The organism is Bradyrhizobium sp. Pha-3 (assembly GCF_042258325.1).
Lineage (GTDB): Bacteria > Pseudomonadota > Alphaproteobacteria > Rhizobiales > Xanthobacteraceae > Bradyrhizobium > Bradyrhizobium elkanii.
Genome location: NZ_CP170151.1, coordinates 250,010 through 272,206 on the forward strand (window position 1 = coordinate 250,010; position 22,197 = coordinate 272,206).

A 22,197-nucleotide genomic window follows, 5' to 3' on the forward strand; every position below is an offset into this window, starting at 1 on the left:
GCCGATTCGCATCGGCTACGATACCCCTTAGACCGCCGCGACCGCCGGGTTCTGAGTCCACAACCGCTCGAGATTGTAGAACTCGCGCACCTCAGGCCTGAACACGTGCACGATCACCTCGCCGGAATCGATCAGCACCCAGTCGCAATTGGGCAAGCCCTCGACATGGATGTTCTTGACCCCGTTCTCCTTGAGGCTCTTCGTCACATTTTCCGCGATCGCGCCAACGTGCCGGTTAACGCGGCCCGTGGTGACGATCATGTAGTCGGAATATGCGGATTTGCCCCGAAGGTCGATGGTGACCGTCTCTTCCGCCTTCATGTCCTCGAGGCGGGAGAGGATCAGGCTCAGCGTCTTGTTGGCATCCGGTTTGTCGGCGTCCGGCTGCGCCTGCAAGGCCGCGGTTTTCGTCGATGTTTTACGCGCAGTCTTTGGAACCTTGGGTAAAACAGACTTTGACAATACAGATGTGGCCAGGGACCATTCCTTTCACTGTATCGCGGGTGCCGAATCCTCGGCCCCACGCACCATACTACGCATGTGGGGTTAATGGTTTCAATATTCCAGTAACCCTTTTGCGCTTCATGCCGTTCTCCAGCTCCCGTCCGGGTTCCGAAGTCCGGTCGAAGACAGATTGGATTTCATTCCTGTCAGGAACACCCAGGCCGGCGCCTGCTGGTCGGCCAGCCGTGTCGCCTGATTTTCGGGCATGCGATAGCGCGCGAGCGCCTGCGCCGCCGGTGCGGCAAGGGCGCGGAAGCTTTGGGGCGGGCGGTCGATCACGGCAATCGGCACATCGGACGCGATGCGCCGCCAATCTTTCCAGCGATGAAATTGCGCGAGATTGTCAGCGCCCATGATCCAGACGAAGTGCACGCCGGAGACACGGCGGCGCAAGTGGATGATCGTGTCCACAGTGTAGCTGACGCCAATGACAGCTTCGAGACAGCTGATGTCGATGCGCGGATCGTCGGCAACGCGGCGCGCGGCCTCGGCGCGCTCGGCAAGCGCGTGCAGGCCATCATGGTTCTTCAGCGGATTGCCCGGCGTCAGCAGCCACCACACGCGGTCGAGCTGCAGGCGCTTGAGCGCAAACAGGCTGATGGCGCGATGCGCGGCGTGCGGTGGATTGAACGAGCCGCCAAGCAGCCCGATGCGCATGCCGTTGGTATAGAACGGAAGCGCCTGGGCTGCGGATAACGACACGCTCGATGCTTGCTGCAAGGGCTTACCGTGCACGTGCGACAATGATCACGGCCGCGTCTGCCCGGTGCCGTGGACGCGGTACTTGAAGCTCGTCAGCTGCTCGGCGCCGACAGGCCCGCGGGCGTGGAATTTGCCCGTGGCAATGCCGATCTCCGCGCCGAAGCCGAACTCGCCGCCGTCGGCGAACTGGGTCGAGGCGTTGTGCAGCACGATCGCCGAATCGACTTCGTTGAGAAATCTTTGCGCGGCAGCGGCATCTTCCGTCACGATCGCATCGGTGTGATGCGAGCCGTGATTCTGAATATGCGCAATCGCTTCATCGAGACCGTCGACGACCTTCGCCGAGATGATCGCGTCCTCATATTCGGTGTCCCAGTCCTCGTCGGATGCGGGCTTCACCCTGGCATCGGCGCTTTGCACGACGTCGTCGCCGCGCACCTCGCAGCCGGCATCGATCAACAGCTCGACCAGCGGTTTCAGCTGCGCCGCGGCAGCCTTGCGATCGACCAGTAGGGTCTCGACGGCGCCGCAGACGCCGGGACGGCGCATCTTGGCGTTCAGCACGACCGCCTTGGCCATATCGAGCCTGGCGCTGGCATCGACGTAGATGTGGTTGACGCCCTCGAGATGCGCGAACACCGGCACGCGCGCCTCCGCCTCGACGCGTGCGACGAGGCTCTTGCCGCCGCGCGGCACGATCACGTCGATGCCGCCGTTCAATCCCGTCAGCATCAGGCCGACGGCCGCGCGGTCACGGGTCGGCACCAGGGTAATCGCGGCCTCGGGCAGGCCGGCTTCACGCAGGCCCTGCACCAGGCAATCATGGATCGCGCGGCAGGAGCGGAAACTGTCGGAGCCGCCGCGCAGGATCACGGCGTTGCCGGACTTCAGGCACAGCACACCGGCGTCGGCGGCGACGTTGGGGCGGCTCTCGAAGATCACGCCGATGACGCCGAGCGGCACGCGGACGCGTTCGATGGTCATGCCGTTCGGGCGCTGCCAGCTTTCGGTGACGGCGCCGACCGGATCGATGATCTCGCGCACGGTCGCGACGCCATCGGCCATGCCGGCGACGCGCGCCTGGGTCAGCGTCAGGCGGTCGACGAAGGCAGAGCTCATGCCGGCGGCGCGCGCCTCAGCGACATCCTCGGCATTGGCGGCGAGGATGGCCGGCGCGTTGGCGCGGATCGCGCGCTCGATCGCGGCGAGCGCCCGGTCCTTCTGCTCCGGCGGCGCCAGCGCCAGCACGCGCGCCGCGGCGCGCGCCTTGGCGGCGAGGTCGGTCATCAGGGCAGTAAGATCGGCGTTGCCGTCGATCGCCTTCAGGGGGGCGCTCATGAAACTACCAGCTTTGGACTAAGGCCATGTTCTAGCATGGCAATTGAAGGGTGGCGAGGCGCGGAACCGGCATGGCAGGTGGGCGGCTGGCCGCTCCGCTCGGCCAATGGCCTATCCAGTGGCTTATTTGGGCGGGATCGTGCCGGCCGGGCCGATCACGAGGTCGTCGCGATGGATCATCTCGGACCGGCCGCTGATGCCCAGAATGGCCATCACGTCGGGCGAGGAGCGGCCCTTGATCTTCTCGGCGTTCTCGGCGTCGTAGGCGACCAGGCCGCGGCCGATCTCATGGGTGTCGGGGCCGCGGACCACCACGGCATCCCCGCGGGCGAACTGGCCGTCGACCCGGATCACGCCGGCCGGCAGCAGGCTCTTGCCGGCACGCAGCGCCGCCACCGCGCCGGCATCGATGGTCAGCGTGCCCTTCGGCTCGAGCGAGCCCGCAATCCAGCGTTTTCGCGCAGTGACGGGATTGGCGGGGGTCAGGAACCAGGTGCAGCGGCCGCCATCGGCGATCGCAGCAAGCGGATGCTCGATCTTGCCGGACGCGATCAGCATGTGGGTGCCGGCGGTGGTCGCGATCTTCGCGGCCTCGATCTTGGTGGTCATGCCGCCGCGCGACAGTTCGGACCCGGCTGAGCCGGCCATCCCCTCGATCTCCGAGGTGATGCTTTCGACCACCGGGATCAGCTTGGCGTCGGGATCGACCGCGGGCGGCGCGGTGTAGAGGCCGTCGATATCGGACAGCAGGATCAGAAGATCCGCGCTCGCCATGGTGGCGACGCGGGCGGCGAGGCGATCATTGTCGCCGTAGCGGATCTCGGTGGTCGCGACCGTGTCGTTCTCGTTGATCACGGGCACCGCGCCCCATTCCAGTAGCTTGGCGATCGTCGAGCGTGCGTTGAGATAGCGGCGGCGCTCCTCGGTGTCCTGCAGCGTCACCAGGATCTGCCCGGCGCCGATGCCGTGATGGCCGAGCACCTCCGACCAGATCCGCGCCAGCGCGATCTGGCCGACCGCTGCGGCAGCCTGACTCTCCTCGAGCTTCAGCGGGCCGCGCGGCAGCTTCAGGCGGCTGCGGCCGAGCGCGATCGAGCCCGACGACACCACCATGACCTCGCAGCCTCGCTTGTGCAGCTTTGCGATGTCCTCGACCAGCGCGGCGAGCCAGGACGCGCGCACCTCGCCGGCCTGCGAGTCGACCAGCAGCGATGAGCCGACCTTGACGACGATGCGGCGAAAGTTCTTGAGCGCGGGGCGTTTCATGGATTCGGTCTGGCAGGAATGTGGAAGCAATAGACGCCACAATGTGGCTTGGGAAGTCCAGGCGTTGCGCGGCTTGTGCCGTTCAACCCTGCGGCACCGGCGTCGCCCACGGCTCCGCCTGGCCCTTGGCCTTGTTGGACACCGGCGCTTCGCCGATCACGTCGACCAGCGCGCGCAGCGCATCCTGCACGCCTTCGCCGGTCGCACCTGACAGCAACAGCGGCGTCTTCTTCGCCGCCCGCTTGAGGCGGTCCTTCTGCTTCTTCAGTTCGTCGGGCGCGACCGCGTCGATCTTGTTGAGCGCGACGATCTCGATCTTGTCGGCAAGATGGCCCTCATAGGCTTCAAGCTCGGTGCGCACGGTCTTGTAGGCCTTGCCGGCATGCTCGCAGGTCGCATCGACCAGATGCAGCAGCACGCGGCAGCGCTCGACATGGCCGAGGAAGCGGTCGCCGAGGCCGGCGCCTTCATGCGCGCCTTCGATCAGGCCGGGGATGTCGGCGAGCACGAATTCGCGGCCGCCGAAATTCACCACGCCAAGCTGCGGATGCAGCGTGGTGAAGGGATAGTCGGCGATCTTCGGCCGTGCCGCGCTGACCACCGAGAGGAAGGTCGATTTGCCGGCATTGGGCAGGCCGACCAGCCCGGCATCGGCGATCAGCTTGAGACGCAGCCAGATCCAGCGCTCTTCGCCCGGCGCGCCGGGATTGGCGTTGCGCGGCGCTCGGTTGGTCGAGGACTTGAAATGCGCGTTGCCGAAGCCGCCATTGCCGCCTTCAGCCAGCACGAATTTCTCGCCGAGCTCGGTGAAGTCGTGCAGCAGCGTCTCGCGGTCCTCGTCGAACACCTGGGTGCCGACAGGCACTTTCAGCACGATCGGCTTGCCGTTGGCGCCATGGCGGTCCTTGCCCATGCCATTGGTGCCTTTTTGCGCCTTGAAGTGCTGCTGGTAGCGGTAGTCGATCAGCGTGTTCAGTCCGTCGACGGACTCGATGATGACGTCGCCGCCGCGGCCGCCATTGCCGCCGGAAGGACCGCCGAACTCGATGAACTTCTCGCGCCGGAACGCGACGCAGCCATTGCCGCCGTCGCCCGAGCGAATATAAACCTTGGCTTCATCGAGGAATTTCATGATCCGCTCTAGTTAGGGCAGGGTGGCCTTTGCGGCAACCCGGAAAGGCCCTGACTTCAGCGAAAAGCCTTAATTTTCGGGCCTTTTTACGGCCCTTGCGGCTAAGCAGGCCGCCTCCGGACCAGGAATTTCTGCATCCCCTCCAGCACCAGCTCGCGGCGCTGGTTGTGCACGGTCGAGCGCAGCGTCACGACGCCGGTGGTCTTGCCCGGCGACAGCTCGATCACCTCCAGCGCGGGGTAGATGGTATCGCCGGCATAGACCGGTTTCAGGAACTTGCTCGATTGCTCGAGGAAGCCGATCAGCGATTCCTCGACGACATAGGGAAACAATCCGGCGCCGGGCGCGGTGTGCACCAGGGTCTGGAAGCCGTGCGCGAGCAAATCAGGCATGCCGCGCGTGCGGCAATATTCGACGTCGTAATGGATCGGATGGGTATCGCCGCTGGCGGTCTGGAACGCGGCGAACACGGCCGAGGTCTGGGTCCGGCTCGGAATCACGAAGCGCTCGCCGAGCACGAAATCCTCGAACCAGCGCTGCGCGGGGACCATGCGATGCCGGGTGGGGTCGAAGTCGCTCATGCGGCGTTTCCTGCTCTTTTTGTTGCCGGGATCAGCTACCGGTATCGCAGCGACGCAGGTGCGGCAATCCGTTCAATTCGTCTCCGTTCAATTCGTCATGGGCGGGCTTGTCGCGGGCGTCCACGGCTCTTAAACCGGACGACCCGGGAATTCCTCCATGAGCCTGTTCGCAAAACTGTCCTCCTACGACGATCGATCGGCGCGGCTCGCCGGCATCGGGTTGATGCTGCTGTCGATCTTCATGTTCTCGTTCGGCGACGCGATGGGCAAATTCATCGTCGCCACCTATTCTGTCGGGCAATTGCTGTGGCTGCGCGCCTGCACGGCGCTTCTCGTGCTGCTGCCGATCGTGTGGCAGCGGCGCGCGGATTTCCTGCATCTGGAACGGCCGTGGCTGCAATTGCTGCGCGTCACGCTGTCGACGGTGGAGGTTGCGGCATTCTTCCTGGCGACCGTCTATCTGCCGCTCGCCGACGTCATCACCTACTATCTGGCCGGACCGATCTTCGTCACCGCGATGTCGGGCCTCGTGCTCGGCGAGCATATCGGCTGGCGGCGCTGGACCGCGATCCTGGTCGGCTTCTGCGGGGTGCTGATCGCGCTCCGGCCGTCGGCACAGACGATCAGCTGGCCGGCGATGATCGCGCTCGGCGGCAGCCTGTCGTTTGCGGTGCTGATGCTGATCACGCGCTCGCTGCGCGCGACGCCCGATATCGTGCTGGCGACGACGCAATTCGGCGGCACGTTCATCCTGGGCCTCGTGCTCTCGCCGTTCGGCTGGGTGACGCCATCAGCCGGCAGCCTCGTGCTGTTCTTCACCGCCGGCATCATCTCGGTCGCGGCGCTGCTTTGCGTCAATCGTTCGCTGAAGCTCGCGCCGGCGAGCGTGGTGGTGCCCTACCAATATTCGATGATCGTCTGGGCGGTGATCTTCGGCTTCGTCGTGTTCGGCGACGTGCCGTCCTGGGCCACCATCATCGGCGCCGCCGTTATCATCGCGGCCGGCCTCTACATCTTCGTCCGCGAGCAGCAGCTTGGACGCCCGGACTCCGCAATCAATCCGCCGGCGTGATTGTGTGGGATGAATGCGTCCACATACGGAGCTGTCGTCCCCGCTTTCGCGGGGACGACGACCGTTGTTGTGGATCGAGCCTCAGCTCTCCCGCCGGGTCGAGTTGTTCCAGCTCTTCAGCGACGCCCAGACGCCGCGCGACAGGCGGAAGCAGTCGACCGGGCTCGATGAGCCCAGCGCCTCGAAGCGGTGCAGCTCGACGCCGCCCCACTGGAAGCCGCACTTCTCGAGAATGTTGCGCGACGACGGATTGACGACGCGGGCGCCCGAGATCAGCTGGTCGAGATCGAACTCCTCGAAAAAATAATCGATCACCGCGCGCGCGGCCTCGGTGCCGAAACCCTGGCCCCAATAGTCGACGCCGAGCCAGTAGCCGAGTTCGGCCGATGTCTCCTCGCGCCAGTCGATGCCGACCATGCCGATCGGCGTGTGATTGTTCTCGATCAGGAAAACGGTTTCGCGTCCGCCGGCGCCGAGCGCGCGCACGAAGTCGATGGCGTCGTCCTGGGTATAGGGATGCGGCAGGCGGCGGGTGTTCTCCGCGATGCGGCGGTCATTGGCGAGGCGTGCGATTGCTTTTACGTCCGCGAGCGTCGGCTTGCGCAATGTCAGCCGTTCGGTCTCGAGGACGCATGCTCTTGCCTCGCGCAAGGTCGGCGTCGGGATGTCCTGCAACATGTCGAGCTCCTGTGATGCGAAAAATCGGTACGCAACGCTTGGAACGTCACGCGCGGTCGAAGTCGAACGCGCGCAACAAAAAGGGGAGGCCGGTCATCCCGCCTCCCCTTGGAGCCCTTTGCGACTCCGCCGGTTCAACAGGACCCGGCGGACTCATGTGTGTCCACCGTCTACTCGGCCGCCTCTGCCATCGGAATAACCGATACGAATGTGCGGCCGTTGGCTTTGGCACGGAACTCGACATGACCCTCGACCTTGGCGAAGAGAGTATGATCGGTGCCCATGCCGACATTAAGGCCAGGATGCCAGGTGGTGCCGCGCTGACGCGCGATGATGTTTCCGGGGATCACGCGCTCGCCACCGAACGCCTTGATGCCAAGGCGCTTGCCTTTGGAATCACGCCCGTTGCGCGATGAACCGCCTGCTTTTTTGTGAGCCATGGCTCGTCTCCGACTTCGCTTTGATCTCTAGATCAATTCCTTGACGGAATCATTTCACGTTTTGTCACGCTTCACATCTGAAAGCGCGACGATCACTTCTTCTCAAGCCTTGGCCGCGGCCTTCTTGGCCGGAGCCTTCTTGGCGGCCGGCGCCTTTGCGGGCGCCTTCTTCTTGGCCGCCTTCGGCGCTGCGTCCTCGCCATCGGCGGGCGCTGCGACCTTTTCCTTCTTCGGCCGCGGGCCGACGGTCGGCTTGGCGTTATCGGCGAGGATCTCGGTGATGCGAAGCACCGTGAGCTCGTCGCGATAGCCGCGCTTGCGGCGTGAATTCTTGCGGCGACGCTTCTTGAACGCGATCACCTTGGCGCCGCGCTTGTGCTGCAGCACTTCGGCCGCAACGGTGGCGCCTGCCACGGTGGGCGTCCCCAGCACCGGCGTGTCACCGCCGAGCACCAGAACTTCGCCTAGCTGCACGATCGTGCCGACTTCGCCGGCGATCTTGCCAATCTCGAGTACATCATTCGGAACGACACGGTACTGCCGGCCGCCGGTTTTGATGACTGCGAACATCGTTTGATTCCTTCGTGTTCGGTTCCGGCCTCGGACGGATCGCCCGGGTCGGCTTTTTGTTCAGTCGCTATGGGTTATGTGTTTCGCGCGAAGGGAATGAATTCCCAAACTGGATCGCACAAAAACGATCGGCGCGAGAAATCCCCGCGCCGGATGGGCGGACTTATAGCCGCAAACGACCGAGAGTCAAGGTAAAGCAGGGCAAAAACCGGCCAAAAATGAAGGGTTTGGCGCGGTTTTGGCCTCGGACTGACGCTCAAGCCGCGGCTTGAGCGGGCGGAGAGGTGACTGGCAGGCGCAAAAACACCCTCCGCACCCGTTCGCGGTCGGCAAAGCCGGTCTCGCCGGCAATTTCGTCGATCGCATGGCGGGCCCGGGCGCCGCGGCGCCGGAAGCAACCATTTGAGTTCCCCGCCGTTAACGATCGAACCTCAAGCGGGCAAAGGGCGAATGGCCGAAGATGCAGGATTGACCACGGGCATCGCGCACCACGGGGCCGCGCGGCTGCCGTCCGTCGACATCGACAGTTTCAACATCGAGCTGAAGGACGACGAGGGCTTTCTCGGCGATCGCGCCTCCAAGGGCGCGTTCCGCAAGATCCTCGACCGCTGGCGCAAGCCGCTGCGCAAGTCGGACGACGATCCGTTCGGCGACGAGCCGTCGGACAAGATCAGCAAGAAGGAGCTCGATGAGCTGCTGGTCGGCGACGACACCGAGGCCTCCGCGGTCATGCACAGCGCGATCGAGGAGTTTGCGCAGGAGCTCGCCCATGTGACGCGGCGTTTCCTCAACACCAAGGCCTGGGCCAAGACCGAGCGCATCGTGGTCGGCGGCGGCTTTCGCGACTCCAGGCTCGGCGAACTCGCCATCGCGCGCACCGAGATCATCCTGCAGTCGGAGGATTTGAAGGTCGACATAGCGCCGATCCGCTTTCACCCCGATGATGCCGCTCTGATCGGCGCGCTGCATCTGGCGCCATCTTGGATTTTCGAGGCCCATGACGGCGTCCTCGCCGTCGACATCGGCGGCACCAATATTCGCTGCGGCGTTGTCGAGACGCGCTGGAAGAAGGCGCCCGATCTCTCCAAGGCGGCAGTCTGGAAATCGGAGCTGTGGCGCCACGCCGATGACGAGCCGACGCGCGAAGGCGCGGTGAAGCGGCTGGTGAAGATGCTGAAGGAGTTGATTGCCGCCGCCGAGAAGGAGAATCTCAAGCTCGCGCCGTTCATCGGTATCGCCTGTCCCGGCGTCATCAATGAGGACGGGTCGATCGAAAAGGGGGCGCAGAACCTGCCCGGTAATTGGGAGAGCAGCAAATTCAACTTGCCGGCGAGCCTGGTCGAGGCGATCCCGCAGATCGGCGATCATGACACCGCGATCGTGATGCATAATGACGGCGTGGTGCAGGGGCTGGCCGAGGTCCCGTTCATGCAGGATGTCGCACGCTGGGGCGTGCTGACGATCGGAACCGGGCTTGGCAATGCCCGCTACACCAATCGCAAGAAAGACAACGGCAAGGACGAGAAGAAGGCTGAGAAGAAAGACAAGGACGACGAGAGCGAAAAGAACGAGAAAAAGGCCAAAAAAGCCAAGAAGGCCGACGCCTGAGCCGCGCAGGCTTCGGCGATCGCGCGCGCTCCATCCGGGCTGCTGTCTGCCTTCTCCTTCCCCCTGAAAGGGGGAAGGTCGGGATGGGGGTCAGCCGCAGGCGATGCTGTTGCGGAGAGAGCAGATCCCCACCCGCTTTGCTCTGGCGAGCAAAGCGACCTCCCTTTTTCAAGGGGAGGGAAGCATGCGTAGCCCGGATGCAGCGAAGCGAAATCCGGGGCACCTCCATCCGCAGATCCAGCGGCCCCGGATTACGCGCGGTAAGGTTGATCGGTTAGGTTAAGATCGGGTTCGCGTTGCCGTTTCGACGTCGGTCGCTACCGTGGCCCGTGTCGCTCCCGCCGACCGGCGAAGCCGCACTTCCCGGCCAGCAATATTAAGAAGCGGCACGGGACCGCCAGTTTTTGTCGCGTCCTGGCGGTCCCACCCACTTCTACTTCCAATTGATCCGCTCGAAGAAGCCGGCGATCTCGGCGGCCGCGCGGTCGGGGTCCTCGCGATGCGGGAAATGCCCGACATCGAGAAACATCTCGAGGTCCAGATCGGAGAAGGTCTCGCCCAGCCGGTCGGTCCAGGCATAGGGAAACAGCGGGTCGTGCTCGGCCCAGCGGATGCAGGTCGGCACATTGATCGGCGGCAGCGCCGGGGCGTCGCCCTGCATCATCTTCACGCGCGCGGCATGTGACGCGCGATAATGCGCAAAACCGCCGGCGAGGTTGCCGGGCTTGAAGAAATTGTCGGCGAAATCCTCGATCACGTCGTCGAACGCGGCCTTGCGGTGCGTCCAGTGGTGCAGGAAATGGCCGATATAGGTGCGGCAGCTGTCTCTGTTGGCGCCGACCAGCGCGGGCGCCATCTCCATCTGGTGGAACGACTGGTACCAGATGTGATTCAGCCGGTCGGGCGCGGCCATCCGCGCCCCGATGCCGGGATAGACGAAATCGAAGAAAAACAATCCGGCGATGCGCTCCGGCGCCTTGCGGGCGAGGGGCTGCATCACGGCGCCGCCGACGTCGTGACCGACCACGCCGGCCTTGTCGACGCCGAGCGCGTCGAGCAGCGCCAGCATGTCGTCGGTATGCTGATCGGGGCCATGGGCGCCGTGCGGCTTGTCGCTGTCGCCGAAACCGCGCAGGTCGGGGGCGATCAGGGTGTAGCGGCCGGTGAGGCGCGCCATCACCGGCTTCCAGGTCAGCCAGAACTCCGGCCAGCCGTGCAACAGCAGCAGCGGCCTCCCAGTGCCGGTCCGCGCGACGTGGAACGCCGCACCATTGGCTCGAATCGTCACATGCTCCATGGCCCGCTCCTGCTCCGGCTGGTTCGCTCGCGCGCCGATCGAACCAGAACCGTTCCGCTAGCGCTTTGTTTCCGCGCGCTTTCTTGGCGTATCCCGGTGCTTCGGTGGCGCGAGGCACGGGTGACGGAAATATTATTGCAGTGCCTTGTCTGTCCCGCCATCCTCGCCTAGAACACGCCCCGACCGCGGGTGGCGCAAATCACCCGGGCCACTGGAGAGGTGGCAGAGTGGTTGAATGCACCGCACTCGAAATGCGGCATAGGTGCAAGCCTATCGGGGGTTCGAATCCCTCCCTCTCCGCCACCCTGCGCCTTGTCCAACCCTGCCGGGCTTCGGGCGGCAGGCCACCCTTTCAGACCAGGGCGAAGGGTGTCTCCCGAAGCTTCGGAGAAGCGTAGGGCCAATGCCCCCTGACATTCCAACGATCTCGACCGCTCGCCTGAACGCTTCGTGCGCAGGTTGTCCATGACTCTCCGCCTACCAGGCGTTCCTGGCTTCGTCCCGGTCCGCCGGCATGGGCGGTCCGTTCCGGGTATTGGACGCGTTGGAGCTGACTCAACCCGAGATAACCGCTACCCGGCCTCTGGACAGTGATGCAACCTGCCCTTCGCGTCCATCCCTCGGGAGTGCGCCCTCGATGCCGAACGTTGTGGCGAGATCTCTAACTCCAACAGGCGTCACGACGAGCGCGCGGCTATCCCGGACATGCTCAACCCAATCGTGCTCGAGGGCGTGATGAAGGATGGCAGCGCCGAGCGCCCCGGCCAGATGCGGCCGGCGCTCGCTCCAGTCGAGACAGGGGCGACAGAACACCCGGCGCTTGGAGGCGAGGCGAAGATCGACGCCTAACTCATCGAAGAATGACCGACCGGCATCGGTCAGTTGTCCGCCATCCTCGTCGAGCAGAATAAACGATTGCTGGACAAGCCGGTCGGCGATTGCGACGGCGATGCGGCCGGCCATGTGGTCATAGCACGTGCGCGCGTGTCGGAGCGTCTCTCCGCCGCGCCAGAGATTGCGCTGCCGGGCGGGGCCGTCCTGCGCCACCACCATGAGACCTTCCAGCACGCGTGCGACGTGCGGAGAGGCCAAGCGAAAATATCGTCGTCGGCCCTGCTTTGCGAGCGCAAGCAATCCGGCGTCGCTGAGTTTCGCAAGATGGCCACTCGCTGTCTGCGGCGCCACGCCAGACACATAGGCGAGCTCCGAGGCGGTCAACGTTCGGCCATCCATCAGCGCACTGAGCATGTTGGCGCGCGCCGGATCGCCGATGAGCGCCGCGACTTGGGCGATTTTGGGTCCGGTGTCCATGTCTTGTTTTACGCCGACGGGGACGCAGTGCCAAGCACGAATACTTCGGCCAAGATCGTAGTGTTTCTGCAAGACCGGTTCAATCGCGGGACATAGGTTGTCTGGACGCCACTAAGCCCAGCGAAAGGCATCGCCGCGATGGGACGAAAGTCTCGCGGCTCCAAATGTTCGATTGGCATCGAATGATAATCGCAAAGCGGGCTGGTCTGAGTCATCAAAATCTCACAGACAACCGAGTGTGATCAATGCAAACAACTTCGCTCAACACAAGGCAGCCGGAACAAGCCGGCTCTGGCAGCGCGTCATCCCGTTCGCCTCTTGCCGCGGCGCTGGCGCTTGCCGCCACGAGCCTCGGCCTCGGCGTCGTGCAGTTGGATATCACCATCGTTAATACCGCGCTGAGCAGCATCAGCATCTCGCTCGGCGGCAGCGTGGCCGAGCTGCAATGGGTGGTGACCGCCTATACCATCGCATTCGCTGCCTTCATCTTGACCGCTGGTGCGCTCGGTGATCGCGTTGGCGCCAAACGGATATTTATAGGGGGCTTCGCAATCTTCACGTTGGCTTCGCTCGCCTGCGCATTGGCTCCGTCGGCGATGTTCCTGATCGTTGCTCGCTCCGTGCAGGGCCTGGCGGCGGCAATCCTGGTGCCGAACTCGCTGGCGCTACTCAATCACGCCTATACCGATCCGAAGGCGCGCGGCCGCGCGGTCGGCCTCTGGGCCGCAGGTGCGAGCGTCGCACTGACTGCGGGGCCGCTAGTTGGCGGCGCGCTGATCGCGCTGGTCAGCTGGCGTGCGATCTTTCTTGTCAACTTGCCGATTGGCGCCGCCGGCCTCTTGCTCGCCTGGCGTTACGCCAAGGAGACGCCGCGGCTCGCGCAGCGCGAGATTGATCTGCCGGGACAGATCGCGGCGATTGCAACCCTCGGCACGCTGGCCGGCGCCCTGATCGAGGGCGGCGCGCTGGGCTGGAGCCATCCGCTCGTCATCATGGGCTTCGCGGGGGCGGCCGTAATCGGACTCCTGTTCGTATGGCGCGAGGCGCGCGCGCCGCAACCGATGCTGCCGCTGTCGCTGTTCCGTCATCACATGTTCGCGCTGACCGCTCTGGTCGGGCTTCTCTTCAACATCGCCTTCTACGGCCTGATCTTCGTACTCAGTCTCTACTTCCAGAACGTCAATGGCTGGTCGCCGTTCGCAACGGGCCTCGCCTTCGTGCCCATGATGGCCATGGTGCTGCCCGCCAACCTGATCGCCGCGTCGGTCAGCGAGCGCCTTGGCGCGCCGCAAACCATTGCGCTGGCTTGTATGATCACCGCCGCGGGCTGCGTCGCGCTGCTGCCTATGGACTCAGGCGCCGGCTACGGGGCGATCGGCGCTCAGCTCGTCATCCTCGGCGGCGGGCTCGGCCTGCTCGTGCCGTCTTTGACCTCGACGCTGCTCGGTAGTGTCGAGAAGTCGCGATCCGGCATCGCCGCCGGCGTATTGAACGCGACGCGGCAGACCGGCAGCGTGCTTGGCGTTGCCCTGTTCGGCTCGCTGGTCGCAGGGAACAACGCGTTCATGACAGGCGTGCATGCCTCGCTCGTGATATCGGCCGCTGTGTTGCTCGCAGGTGCGGTCGCGATCTGGCAGGGCCGAGCAAAGAAGGGGCGATGAAGGGGAGGTGCACGATCTCGTCTACCGCTATCGGCGCCGAGTGGGGACGTATGGAGCATAGTCAATTCCGCCATCCCGTCACACCAGGCACGTTCTGCAGCTTGTCCGGATTACGCGTCACATAGATCGCAACGACCCGTTCATTCTCGATATGCAAGGCTGTCGTTTGAACAACATTGCCGTTCTCTACGGTGATGAAGCCGGGCAATCCGTTGATGGTCGCGTAGCGGATCAATCGTGAGGGATGCACGGTGAAGAGGCGGGCGAGCGCGGCGAAGCGCTCCGTGGTGGCTTCAAGCCCAACCAGAGGTCGGATAGGTGCAGGAACCCGGCCGCCGCCATCCGCGTAGACCACGACATCCTCGGCGAGCATCGCGCGCAACGCGGCAAGGTCGCCCGTCCGCGTGGCTGTGAAGAAGGCATTTGCGAGCCGCAGACCTTCTTCATTGTCGACGACGAACCTGGGCCTCGCATCGTGGATATGCGCGCGGGCGCGGCTGGCAAGCTTGCGACAGGTTGCAGCCTCGCGTCCGATCGTCTCGGATACTGCATCGAACCCCAAGCCGAACACGTCATGCAGCAGAAAGGCCGCCCGCTCCAATGGCGACAATCGCTCCAGCGCGATCATCAGCGGCAGGGTCAGATCGTCGGCGGACTCCTCGTCTTCGGGGTCGAAGAAAGGTTCGGGCAACCACGGTCCGACATAGGTGTCGCGCCGACGCCGCGCGGATTTCAATTCGTTGAGGGCCAGGCGCGTGACGATGGTGTGCAGGAGTGCCTTGGGATCGCGCATCTGATCGCGATCGGCGGCGAGCCAGCGCACCCAGGCGCTGTGCACGACATCCTCTGCGTCGGCGACCGAGCCCAGCATCCGATAGGCCAGCCGCATCAGGCGCGGCCGCAGATCGGCGAAGATTTCGGCAGCCGATGCGTCTTCAGCCGCGTCGGTCATGATGCGGCCCGAACGCTCGCTGCGACTGCGTCACGGCCGCGCGCAAACTGCAGCGCTGCCTTCGCCACCCGCAGCCCGAGGTGGCGGGCGGTTGCGAGATCGGATTCCGGCGGCGCGGTATCCGGCCCCTCGTCGGTATTCGACTGCGCGCCGGCTCCGAGCCAGAACCCCAGCCTGTTCGGATCGGCCTCCGATCCCGATGCGGAGTTGTTTCCGGGCGGCAGGTCGAGATTGACCCAATGCATGCCATGCTGGGCGGCGAACAATGCAAGCTGGATCAAGGTGGAGAGCTTGTCGCCGGCATGTGCCCCCGAATTGGTGAAGCCGGCCGCGAGCTTGTCTTTCCACAGGTAGCCCTTGGACATCACCGCTCGTGACGTTGCTTCCTGAAAGGCTTTGAAGGCCGCGGAGGCGGCGCCCATGTAGGTGGGCGTGCCGAAGATCAGCGCTTCCGCATCCATCAGCCGATCCCAGTTCTGTTCCACGTTCTCGACAGGCACCAGCAGCGCCTCCGTGCCATCGACATCCTGGACGCCGGACCTGACGGCCTCCGCTTGCCGCCGGGTATGGCCGTAGGCGCTGTGATAGACGATTGCGATCAGGGTGCGACCGCCGCCGGTTCCGAGTGTGTGCATGGTGTCCTCTGCTGCTGCCATTGCAGAAGCCAAGACAAGCCAGCGCGTCGAAACGTGACATGCCCTGCGAACTTTCGTCCGGAGGATGTTGCTCCGATTGACCGCCACTCAGGCCGGAGCGGTGGCCGCCGGCTACTTTGCATGGGGTTGTTTTCGATATTTTGCTGGGAGCCGGCCTTCGGGCCGTCTCGGTAACCTTAATTTTCCGTTTCGATTGTCGATAAAGTTTTATCGATTATCCTCGTGACAGTTGAGCGGTGTGACGAACCGCGCGATGAGAGGCAACAGCCGAGTGGCTGGATGACCTCTCTGAAATCGAAGGGTGGGCAGAGCGCAGTGCCAGCCACCTTTCGGGCTGTCCGGCGGCGGCCGGCGGGGCAAATCAATTTTGAAGTGCTTTTGATTGCCAGGTTGCGGCGCATATCGCTCCGCATGAAGCCTTTCAATTGGGATGTTCCAAGATGACGCTCGCGCATTTCCTGATCGCGGTCGGTGGCGGCTTTTTGTTGCTGGCTGGCTTCGTCGCATTTGCCCTCTGGAGAAACGCGCTCCATTCGACGGCGCGGATTTAGCAACAGACCAGATTCAGCTCCGACGGCCTCGCGCTTGGGGACAAGCGAGGCTGGCGGGATGGCCGCACCGCCGCGCGGCCTGACAGCCGAGCACCGCGCCTTACGCCCTACCCCAAGGCGACGCGTGCTCGGCTGTTCAATTCCGGACCGATCTTCGTCGTTCGAAACATTGATTGCGTAAGGGCAATTCTTCCGCTCTCCGCGTCACCTCCACGAAGCGAGATCCAGTCTGCGCGTGATCGCGATGGCCTCGAGGAAAGCCTCGTCGTGGCTCACGACCAGCAGCGCGCCGTCATAGGCACGCAAGCCGGCCTCGACCGCTTCCATGGATTCGATGTCGAGATGATTGGTCGGCTCATCGAGGATCAGGAAAGGTGGAGGCCTCACGCCGCCCAGCACACAGGCGAGACCAGCGCGAAGCAACTGGCCGCCGCTGAGGCTCGCAACGGCCTGCAGCGCGGCATCGGCGCGGAACATGAATCGCGCCAGCGCCGCGCGGCAGGCGTTCTCGCCGGCATCCGGATTGATGCGCCGGAAATTCTCCAGGATGGAGGCCGACGCATCGAGCAGGCTGACTGCCTGATCGAACATGGCGAACCGGGTCATCACCTCGACGGTGCCGCGCGCCGCGGTCAGGTTGCCGCTGACGAGCTTGAGCAACGTCGTCTTGCCGGCGCCGTTGGGGCCAGTGATCGCGACACGCTCCGGACCCGACATGGAGAAGGTGAGACCGCGCAGGATCGGCGCTTCGGTGCTGTAGCCGACATCGGCCGCGTCGATTCGCAGCACCATCCTGCTCGCCGGCAGATGCGTCGATGGCAGCTGCACCGAGAACGGTTGCAGCACCTCGATGCGCTGCCGCGCCGCGGTGGCAAGTTCGAGCGCTTGCGTCCGCCGTCGTTCGGCGAGACGGGCGTTCTCGCCGCCGCTGTCCTCGCTGCGGTCCTTGCGCAGCCCGGCGGCGATCCGCGGCAGATCGCCCTTGGCGCGCTTCCTTGCGCCTGCGCCGTCCTTGCGCGCCTTCCGTTCGTTGGCTTCTCTTGTGTTGCGGTCGATCTCGGCGACGCGCTTTTCGGCATCCGCCAGATCGTGCCGTGCTGCCGACAGCTCGATCGCCTTGCGTGCGTGATACTGGCTCCAATTGCCGCCGTAGTGCCTGGCTTCCAGCGAGGTCAGTTCGACGATCGCATCCATGGTCTCCAGCAATTCGCGGTCGTGGCTGACGATGATGGCACCGTGCCGCCAGTCGGCGAGCAGGTCGATCACCGCCTTGCGTCCCGCACGGTCGAGATTGTTGGTGGGCTCGTCGAGCAGCAGAAAGTCGGGCTGCACGAAGGTGAGGCCGCGAGACGCGCCCGGGTGGCCTGTCCGCCGGACAGCGTCGCCAACGGCGCGTCGAGTGCATCGTTCAGTCCGACGCGCTCGAGCGCGGCCGCGATGCGTGTGTCGAGCGTCCAGTCGAGGTAGGCAATCTCCTCGGTGCTCGCAAGGCCCTGTTCGGCACGGCGTAGCGCGGCCAGTGCGCGGCGCGCGCCGAACAGGTCGACGACGCGTTGATCCGGCTTCAGCTGAACCGTCTGATGCAGCATCCCGACGCGTCCCTGAACCGAGACCGTGCCGGATTGCGGCGTGCGCACCCCGGCGATCAGGCCGAGCAGCGTCGTCTTGCCGACGCCGTTCCTGCCGACAAGACCGGTGCGTTCAGGTCCGAAGTTCAGATCGATATTGGAAAGGAGAACCCGGCCGTCAGGCGCGGACAGGGTCAGATGAGAGAGTGCGATCGATGCAGGCATGGATATCCCCAAGGGCAAGGCTGATGGGCGTTGCTGTCAGGGTGAAATCCATGGTCGTCGGCATCCTCAGGGATTGATGATTGCGGTGATGTAGTCGTCTATTGAGCCGGGATCAAGGCGCGAAGCCGGCCGTCACGCGGCTTCGGCGAAGGTCCAGCGGTCGGGATCGGGCGTGTGGCCGATCAAAGCGAGGCCGTAGGCGATCGATTCGAATTGATCCGCCGACGTCAGCCGCGCTTCACCAAAGCGCTCTGCAAACAGCCGCTGCACGGCCGGCACGAACGAGGTGCCGCCGGTCAGGAACACCTTCTCGACGTCGCGCGCGGTGATGCCGGATTTCGCCAGCGCCTCGTCGACGGTCGCGCCCAGCCGTTCGATGTCGTCGGCGATCCAGGATTCGAAATCGTCGCGCGTCACGGTCGCGCCGATGTCGATGCCTTCGCGGGCGAAGCGGAACTCGACACGGTCGCGGCTCGACAGCGCGACCTTGGTGTCGGACACCGCGCGATAAAGCGCGAAGCCGAGATCGTGGTCGACGATGGTGATGAAATCGTGCAGCGGCGCCGGATCGAGCGCGGTGCGCGCGAGCTGCTGCAATTCGCGCAAATCGCCATTGCCCCGCATCATCGCCAGCTGATGCCAGCGGGCGAGGCTCGAATAATAGTGATTGGGGATCGGCAGCACCTTGTCGAACGAGCGGTAGTTGGTGCCCTTGCCGAGCCGCGGCGAGACGATGTGATCGACGATGCGGTAGTCGAAGGTGTCGCCGGCGATGCCGATGCCGGCATGTCCCAGCGGTTCGGCGCGCAGCACGCCGCCCTTGCGCGAGAACCGCATCACGGAGAAGTCGCTGGTGCCGCCGCCGAAATCGGCGACCAGCACGGTGGCGTCGTGGTCGAGTGTGCGCGCGAAGGAGAACGCCGCGCCGACCGGCTCGTAGACATAGCGCGCATGGCCGGCGCCGAGCCGCTCGAACGCGGCCCGGTAGCGCTGCATCGCGAGCTCGTCATTGGGATTGCCGCCGGCAAAGCGCACCGGTCGGCCGACCATGATGGTCGGCGCGCCGAGATCGAAACCGTCGCCGGCATGGCGCGTCAACGTGCGCAGGAACGCCGCGAGCAGGTCCTCGAACTTGTAGCGTTGCCGGAAGATCTGGGTGGTGTTGAAGGCCGAGCTGGCCGCGAAGGTCTTGAACGACTGGATGAAGCGATGGATCGTGCGCCCTTCGAGGAACTGCTCGATCGCCCATGGGCCGCCCTCGGCGCGCGGATGCAGGCCGGCGCCCGGCCGCTCCTCCCAGAAGCACAGCGCGGACACATAGACGCTATGCGTGCGGCCGCCATGGTCGAAGCGAACAGCCTCGACGCGGCCGTCGCCGTCGGACAGCGCGACTACGGTGTTGCTGGTGCCGAAATCGACGCCAATCGAGACGGCGGGCGGGGCGCTCGACATGTCATGCTCGGATTGTCTGTGAAAGGGGGGCGGACCTTTAGCGGCTTTGGCCGGATTTGCCAACCCGTCTGGACGCTAGCCGGTTGGGCCAGTTCCACCTCCCCTTGGAAAGGGGGAGGTCGCTTTGCTCGCCAGAGCAAAGCGGGTGGGAATCCACTCCCTCCGCAGAGAGCATCGCCTGCGGCTGACCCCCAACCCGACCTTCCCCCTTTCAGGGGGAAGGAGAAGGAAGATGACGGCCCCGATGAAGCGGCTCAATCCTTCAATGCGTAAGCGATGACGTAGTCGCCGCGCCTGGTGCCGAACGAGCCGTGGCCGCCGGCCGCGGTGACGACGTATTGCTTGCCGCCAGCCTCGTAGCTCATCGGCGTCGATTGGGCGCCGGCCGGCAGGCGGTCTTCCCAGAGCACCTTGCCGTTGCGCACATCGTAGGCCCGGATCGTGTACTCATAGGTTCCGGTGTAGAACGCAACGCCGCCGGCAGTGGTGATCGGCCCGCCCAGCATCGGCACGCCCATCTTGAATGGAAGCGGCAGCGGCGTGGTGTCCCGGATCGTGCCGTTGGGATGCTGCCAGACGATCTTCATCGTCTTCAGGTCGATCGCGGCCATCGAGCCCCAAGGCGGCCGGTAGCACGGCACGGACAGCGGCGAGAGGAAGCTCGAGATATCGACGCCGAACGGCGTGCCATACATCGGCTGCACTCCGACCTCGCTGCCGACCGGTTTCTCGGCGGTCGGCGCCGGAGGATTGGGCGGACCGCGCGGAATGAGTCTTGAGGCGAACGGCAACGACATCGGATTGGCGATGGCGATCTGCCTGACAGGATCGACCGCGATGCCGCCCCATTCGAACATGCCGAGATTGCCCGGGAAGACCAGCGTGCCCTGCAACGACGGCGGCGTGAAGGTGCCTTCGTAGCGCAAGCGGTGGAACATGATCCGGCACAGCAGCTGGTCGAAGATCGTGCCGCCCCACATGTCGGCGCCGGTCAGCTTCGCCTCGGGGCGGAAGGTCAGTTCGGAGAACGGCTGGGTCGGCGCAGAGCGGTCGCCAGGCGCTGCGCCTTGCGGCACCGCGCGTTCCGGCGCCGGCACGATCAGCTCGCCGGTCCTGCGGTCGAGCACGAAGATGTTGCCCACCTTGGTCGGCTGGATGATCGCGGGGATGACGCCCTTGGCCGTCGTCACATCGACCAGGCTCGGTTGCGAGGGAACGTCCATGTCCCAGAGATCATGATGCACGGTCTGGTACGACCAGGCGCGCTTGCCGGTGTTGACGTCAAGCGCGACGATGGCGCTGGAATAGCGCTCGACCAGCGCGTCGCGATTGCCGCCCCAGATGTCCGGTCCGTTGTTGCCGGTCGGGATGTAGACCAGATTCAGTTTCGGATCGAACGAGGCCGTGATCCAGGAATTCGGTGACCCGTTGGTGTAATGCCGCGTCGGCGACGGCAGTGCGTTCTCGTCCGCCGCGCCGGAGTCCCAGGCCCAGACCAGTTTGCCGGTGTAGACATCGAAGCCGCGGATCACGCCCGACGGCACCTCGACCGCATAATTGTCGATCACCGCGGCAGCCACGACCAGGATCTTGTCGCTGACGACCGGCGGCGACGTCGGCTCGAAGAAGCCGGCGGTCTTGATCCCCATCCCCTGCTGCAGGTCGAGGCTGCCGTGATCGGCAAAGCCATCGCAGAGCTTGCCGCTGTCGGCATCGAGCGCAATCATGCGGCCGTCATTGATAGGCAGGAAGATCCGCCGCGGGCATTCGGCCGGCGCCGGATTGCCGCTGCTGTCGACGGCGCCCTGCGCGGTCTCGTGGTAGGAGACCCCGCGGCAGGTCATGTGCTGAAACGTCTTGTTGTGCACAAGCTTGGGGTCGTAGCGCCAGCGCTCCGTTCCGGTCTTGGCATCGAGCGCGAACAGCACCTGGTGCTGCGAGCAGAGATAGAGCGTATCGCGCACCTTGATCGGGGTGACCTCGAAGGTCGTCTCGCCGGAATCCTCCGGCGTCTTCACGTCGCCGGTGCGGAAGGTCCAGGCGACCTTGAGGTTGCCGACATTGTCGGGCGTGATCTGCTTCAGCGGCGAATAGCGCTGTCCGAATTGCGTGCGTCCATAGGCGCGCCAGTCGCCGTCCGGCTGCGGGTCGGCTTCGCTTTGCGGCACGGCAGGGCCGGACTCGGCAATCGTGCCGTTGATGTCGTGATAGCTGGACAGCAGCCCGGCGATGAGCACCGCCGCCGCAGCGACGACGCCGATCCAGAGTGGCGCCGTCGCGCGCAAGTAAGGCACCGGCCCGCTTCGTGTCAGGGCGCGAACGATCACCGGCGTGAGCAGCCAGAGCGCCATCGGGAAGATGATGTCGCCACGCGCCGCGAGCGGCCACCAGTCGAACCGCACCTCATAGACGGCCCACGCAAGCGTGCCGAGCAGCACGATCGCAAACAGCCATAGCGCCTGATGGCGCTGCGCCAGCAGCAGCATAGCCGTGGCGAGAATGCCGACGCCGAGGACCGTGTAGAAGATCGATCCACCCAATGCGGCGAGCCAAATGCCGCCGCCGGCGAGGACTAGGCCGATCAAGGCGTAGACGATAGCTGTGATGAAGACTGCCCTGGATCGCTGCATGGT

The 22,197-nt window shown here is 64.8% G+C and carries 18 protein-coding genes, 1 tRNA gene and 1 pseudogene; 4 read left to right on the top strand and 16 right to left on the bottom strand.

Annotation, left to right across the window (positions count from 1 at the left end; translation table 11 throughout):
- Positions 1–27: 27 nt before the first annotated feature.
- The 6 genes from rsfS to ACE10X_RS01225 all read right to left on the bottom strand — a co-directional run bounded on the left by rsfS (position 28) and on the right by ACE10X_RS01225 (position 5,523).
- Entirely contained in the window at positions 28–396 is a 369-nt protein-coding gene (gene rsfS / locus ACE10X_RS01200; protein ID WP_016847840.1) for a ribosome silencing factor, read from the bottom strand.
- Between the two features lie 186 nt (positions 397–582).
- Positions 583–1,161 (bottom strand): nicotinate-nucleotide adenylyltransferase, encoded by a 579-nt coding sequence (locus ACE10X_RS01205; RefSeq protein ID WP_229159574.1) that lies wholly within the window; start codon positions 1,159–1,161, stop codon positions 583–585.
- Positions 1,162–1,251: 90 nt separating this feature from the next.
- Positions 1,252–2,544, bottom strand: coding sequence for a glutamate-5-semialdehyde dehydrogenase (locus ACE10X_RS01210; protein ID WP_038384670.1), 1,293 nt, complete (start codon positions 2,542–2,544; stop codon positions 1,252–1,254).
- Positions 2,545–2,667: 123 nt separating this feature from the next.
- A complete protein-coding gene (gene proB, locus ACE10X_RS01215) occupies positions 2,668–3,810 on the bottom strand; it encodes a glutamate 5-kinase (RefSeq protein ID WP_038384669.1) in 1,143 nt (380 codons plus the stop codon).
- 82 nt (positions 3,811–3,892) lie between these two features.
- A complete protein-coding gene (obgE, locus tag ACE10X_RS01220) occupies positions 3,893–4,942 on the bottom strand; it encodes a GTPase ObgE (RefSeq protein ID WP_038384668.1) in 1,050 nt (349 codons plus the stop codon).
- A gap of 101 nt (positions 4,943–5,043) precedes the next feature.
- Positions 5,044–5,523, bottom strand: a complete 480-nt coding sequence (locus ACE10X_RS01225; protein WP_038384667.1) for a MaoC family dehydratase — start codon at positions 5,521–5,523, stop codon at positions 5,044–5,046.
- Positions 5,524–5,680: 157 nt separating this feature from the next.
- On the opposite strand from ACE10X_RS01225, the gene ACE10X_RS01230 reads away from it, so the two are divergent.
- On the top strand, positions 5,681–6,595 hold the full coding sequence (locus tag ACE10X_RS01230) for a DMT family transporter (protein ID WP_375763928.1): 915 nt from the start codon (positions 5,681–5,683) through the stop codon (positions 6,593–6,595).
- Positions 6,596–6,676: 81 nt separating this feature from the next.
- Here ACE10X_RS01230 and ACE10X_RS01235 read toward each other — a convergent pair whose 3' ends face one another.
- The 3 genes from ACE10X_RS01235 to rplU all read right to left on the bottom strand — a co-directional run bounded on the left by ACE10X_RS01235 (position 6,677) and on the right by rplU (position 8,283).
- The gene (locus ACE10X_RS01235) at positions 6,677–7,273 is read right to left on the bottom strand and encodes a GNAT family N-acetyltransferase (protein ID WP_038384665.1); all 597 of its coding nucleotides are present in this window, start codon (positions 7,271–7,273) and stop codon (positions 6,677–6,679) included.
- Positions 7,274–7,443: 170 nt separating this feature from the next.
- The gene (gene rpmA, locus ACE10X_RS01240) at positions 7,444–7,713 is read right to left on the bottom strand and encodes a 50S ribosomal protein L27 (protein WP_016847848.1); all 270 of its coding nucleotides are present in this window, start codon (positions 7,711–7,713) and stop codon (positions 7,444–7,446) included.
- 102 nt (positions 7,714–7,815) lie between these two features.
- Positions 7,816–8,283 (bottom strand): 50S ribosomal protein L21, encoded by a 468-nt coding sequence (gene rplU / locus ACE10X_RS01245; RefSeq protein WP_038384664.1) that lies wholly within the window; start codon positions 8,281–8,283, stop codon positions 7,816–7,818.
- Positions 8,284–8,733: 450 nt separating this feature from the next.
- Here rplU and ACE10X_RS01250 point away from each other — a divergent pair, with 450 nt between their 5' ends.
- A complete protein-coding gene (locus tag ACE10X_RS01250; RefSeq protein ID WP_038384663.1) occupies positions 8,734–9,891 on the top strand; it encodes an ROK family protein in 1,158 nt (385 codons plus the stop codon).
- 433 nt (positions 9,892–10,324) lie between these two features.
- Here the strand turns inward: ACE10X_RS01250 and ACE10X_RS01255 are convergent, their stop codons facing one another.
- A complete protein-coding gene (locus ACE10X_RS01255) occupies positions 10,325–11,188 on the bottom strand; it encodes an alpha/beta fold hydrolase (protein WP_038384662.1) in 864 nt (287 codons plus the stop codon).
- Between the two features lie 213 nt (positions 11,189–11,401).
- Between ACE10X_RS01255 and ACE10X_RS01260 the strand changes: the two genes are divergently transcribed.
- Positions 11,402–11,491: transfer RNA gene (locus tag ACE10X_RS01260), tRNA-Ser, on the top strand.
- A gap of 252 nt (positions 11,492–11,743) precedes the next feature.
- On the opposite strand, the gene ACE10X_RS01265 is transcribed toward ACE10X_RS01260, so the two are convergent.
- Positions 11,744–12,499 carry a helix-turn-helix transcriptional regulator gene (locus ACE10X_RS01265; RefSeq protein WP_038384580.1) on the bottom strand — a complete coding sequence of 252 codons (756 nt, stop codon included), beginning with the start codon at positions 12,497–12,499 and terminating at the stop codon, positions 11,744–11,746.
- A gap of 245 nt (positions 12,500–12,744) precedes the next feature.
- Here ACE10X_RS01265 and ACE10X_RS01270 point away from each other — a divergent pair, with 245 nt between their 5' ends.
- Positions 12,745–14,160, top strand: coding sequence for an MFS transporter (locus ACE10X_RS01270; RefSeq protein WP_375763929.1), 1,416 nt, complete (start codon positions 12,745–12,747; stop codon positions 14,158–14,160).
- Positions 14,161–14,221: 61 nt separating this feature from the next.
- On the opposite strand, the gene ACE10X_RS01275 is transcribed toward ACE10X_RS01270, so the two are convergent.
- The 5 genes and pseudogenes from ACE10X_RS01275 to ACE10X_RS01295 form a co-directional block, all read right to left on the bottom strand.
- Positions 14,222–15,112 carry a sigma-70 family RNA polymerase sigma factor gene (locus ACE10X_RS01275; RefSeq protein ID WP_304557421.1) on the bottom strand — a complete coding sequence of 297 codons (891 nt, stop codon included), beginning with the start codon at positions 15,110–15,112 and terminating at the stop codon, positions 14,222–14,224.
- Complete coding sequence (locus tag ACE10X_RS01280) at positions 15,109–15,747, bottom strand: flavodoxin family protein (protein ID WP_038384577.1); 639 nt, start codon at positions 15,745–15,747, stop codon at positions 15,109–15,111. Before ACE10X_RS01280 ends, ACE10X_RS01275 begins: the two co-directional genes overlap by 4 nt.
- A gap of 776 nt (positions 15,748–16,523) precedes the next feature.
- Positions 16,524–18,112, bottom strand: a pseudogene (locus ACE10X_RS01285) (ABC-F family ATP-binding cassette domain-containing protein).
- Positions 18,113–18,244: 132 nt separating this feature from the next.
- Entirely contained in the window at positions 18,245–19,564 is a 1,320-nt protein-coding gene (locus ACE10X_RS01290) for an Hsp70 family protein (protein WP_038384572.1), read from the bottom strand.
- Positions 19,565–19,818: 254 nt separating this feature from the next.
- On the bottom strand, positions 19,819–22,194 hold the full coding sequence (locus ACE10X_RS01295; protein WP_038384576.1) for a glucose/quinate/shikimate family membrane-bound PQQ-dependent dehydrogenase: 2,376 nt from the start codon (positions 22,192–22,194) through the stop codon (positions 19,819–19,821).
- Positions 22,195–22,197: the final 3 nt, after the last annotated feature.

Coding starts and splice junctions, on each gene's coding strand:
- ACE10X_RS01290 (WP_038384572.1), bottom strand. CDS start 19,564: ATGTCGAGCGCCCCGCCCGCCGTCTCGATTGGCGTCGATTTCGGCACC.
- ACE10X_RS01250 (WP_038384663.1), top strand. CDS start 8,734: ATGGCCGAAGATGCAGGATTGACCACGGGCATCGCGCACCACGGGGCC.
- obgE (WP_038384668.1), bottom strand. CDS start 4,942: ATGAAATTCCTCGATGAAGCCAAGGTTTATATTCGCTCGGGCGACGGC.
- rpmA (WP_016847848.1), bottom strand. CDS start 7,713: ATGGCTCACAAAAAAGCAGGCGGTTCATCGCGCAACGGGCGTGATTCC.
- ACE10X_RS01270 (WP_375763929.1), top strand. CDS start 12,745: ATGCAAACAACTTCGCTCAACACAAGGCAGCCGGAACAAGCCGGCTCT.
- ACE10X_RS01265 (WP_038384580.1), bottom strand. CDS start 12,499: ATGGACACCGGACCCAAAATCGCCCAAGTCGCGGCGCTCATCGGCGAT.
- ACE10X_RS01225 (WP_038384667.1), bottom strand. CDS start 5,523: ATGAGCGACTTCGACCCCACCCGGCATCGCATGGTCCCCGCGCAGCGC.
- ACE10X_RS01230 (WP_375763928.1), top strand. CDS start 5,681: ATGAGCCTGTTCGCAAAACTGTCCTCCTACGACGATCGATCGGCGCGG.
- ACE10X_RS01255 (WP_038384662.1), bottom strand. CDS start 11,188: ATGGAGCATGTGACGATTCGAGCCAATGGTGCGGCGTTCCACGTCGCG.
- ACE10X_RS01205 (WP_229159574.1), bottom strand. CDS start 1,161: ATGCGCATCGGGCTGCTTGGCGGCTCGTTCAATCCACCGCACGCCGCG.
- ACE10X_RS01295 (WP_038384576.1), bottom strand. CDS start 22,194: ATGCAGCGATCCAGGGCAGTCTTCATCACAGCTATCGTCTACGCCTTG.
- proB (WP_038384669.1), bottom strand. CDS start 3,810: ATGAAACGCCCCGCGCTCAAGAACTTTCGCCGCATCGTCGTCAAGGTC.
- rplU (WP_038384664.1), bottom strand. CDS start 8,283: ATGTTCGCAGTCATCAAAACCGGCGGCCGGCAGTACCGTGTCGTTCCG.
- ACE10X_RS01280 (WP_038384577.1), bottom strand. CDS start 15,747: ATGCACACACTCGGAACCGGCGGCGGTCGCACCCTGATCGCAATCGTC.
- ACE10X_RS01275 (WP_304557421.1), bottom strand. CDS start 15,112: ATGACCGACGCGGCTGAAGACGCATCGGCTGCCGAAATCTTCGCCGAT.
- ACE10X_RS01210 (WP_038384670.1), bottom strand. CDS start 2,544: ATGAGCGCCCCCCTGAAGGCGATCGACGGCAACGCCGATCTTACTGCC.
- ACE10X_RS01235 (WP_038384665.1), bottom strand. CDS start 7,273: ATGTTGCAGGACATCCCGACGCCGACCTTGCGCGAGGCAAGAGCATGC.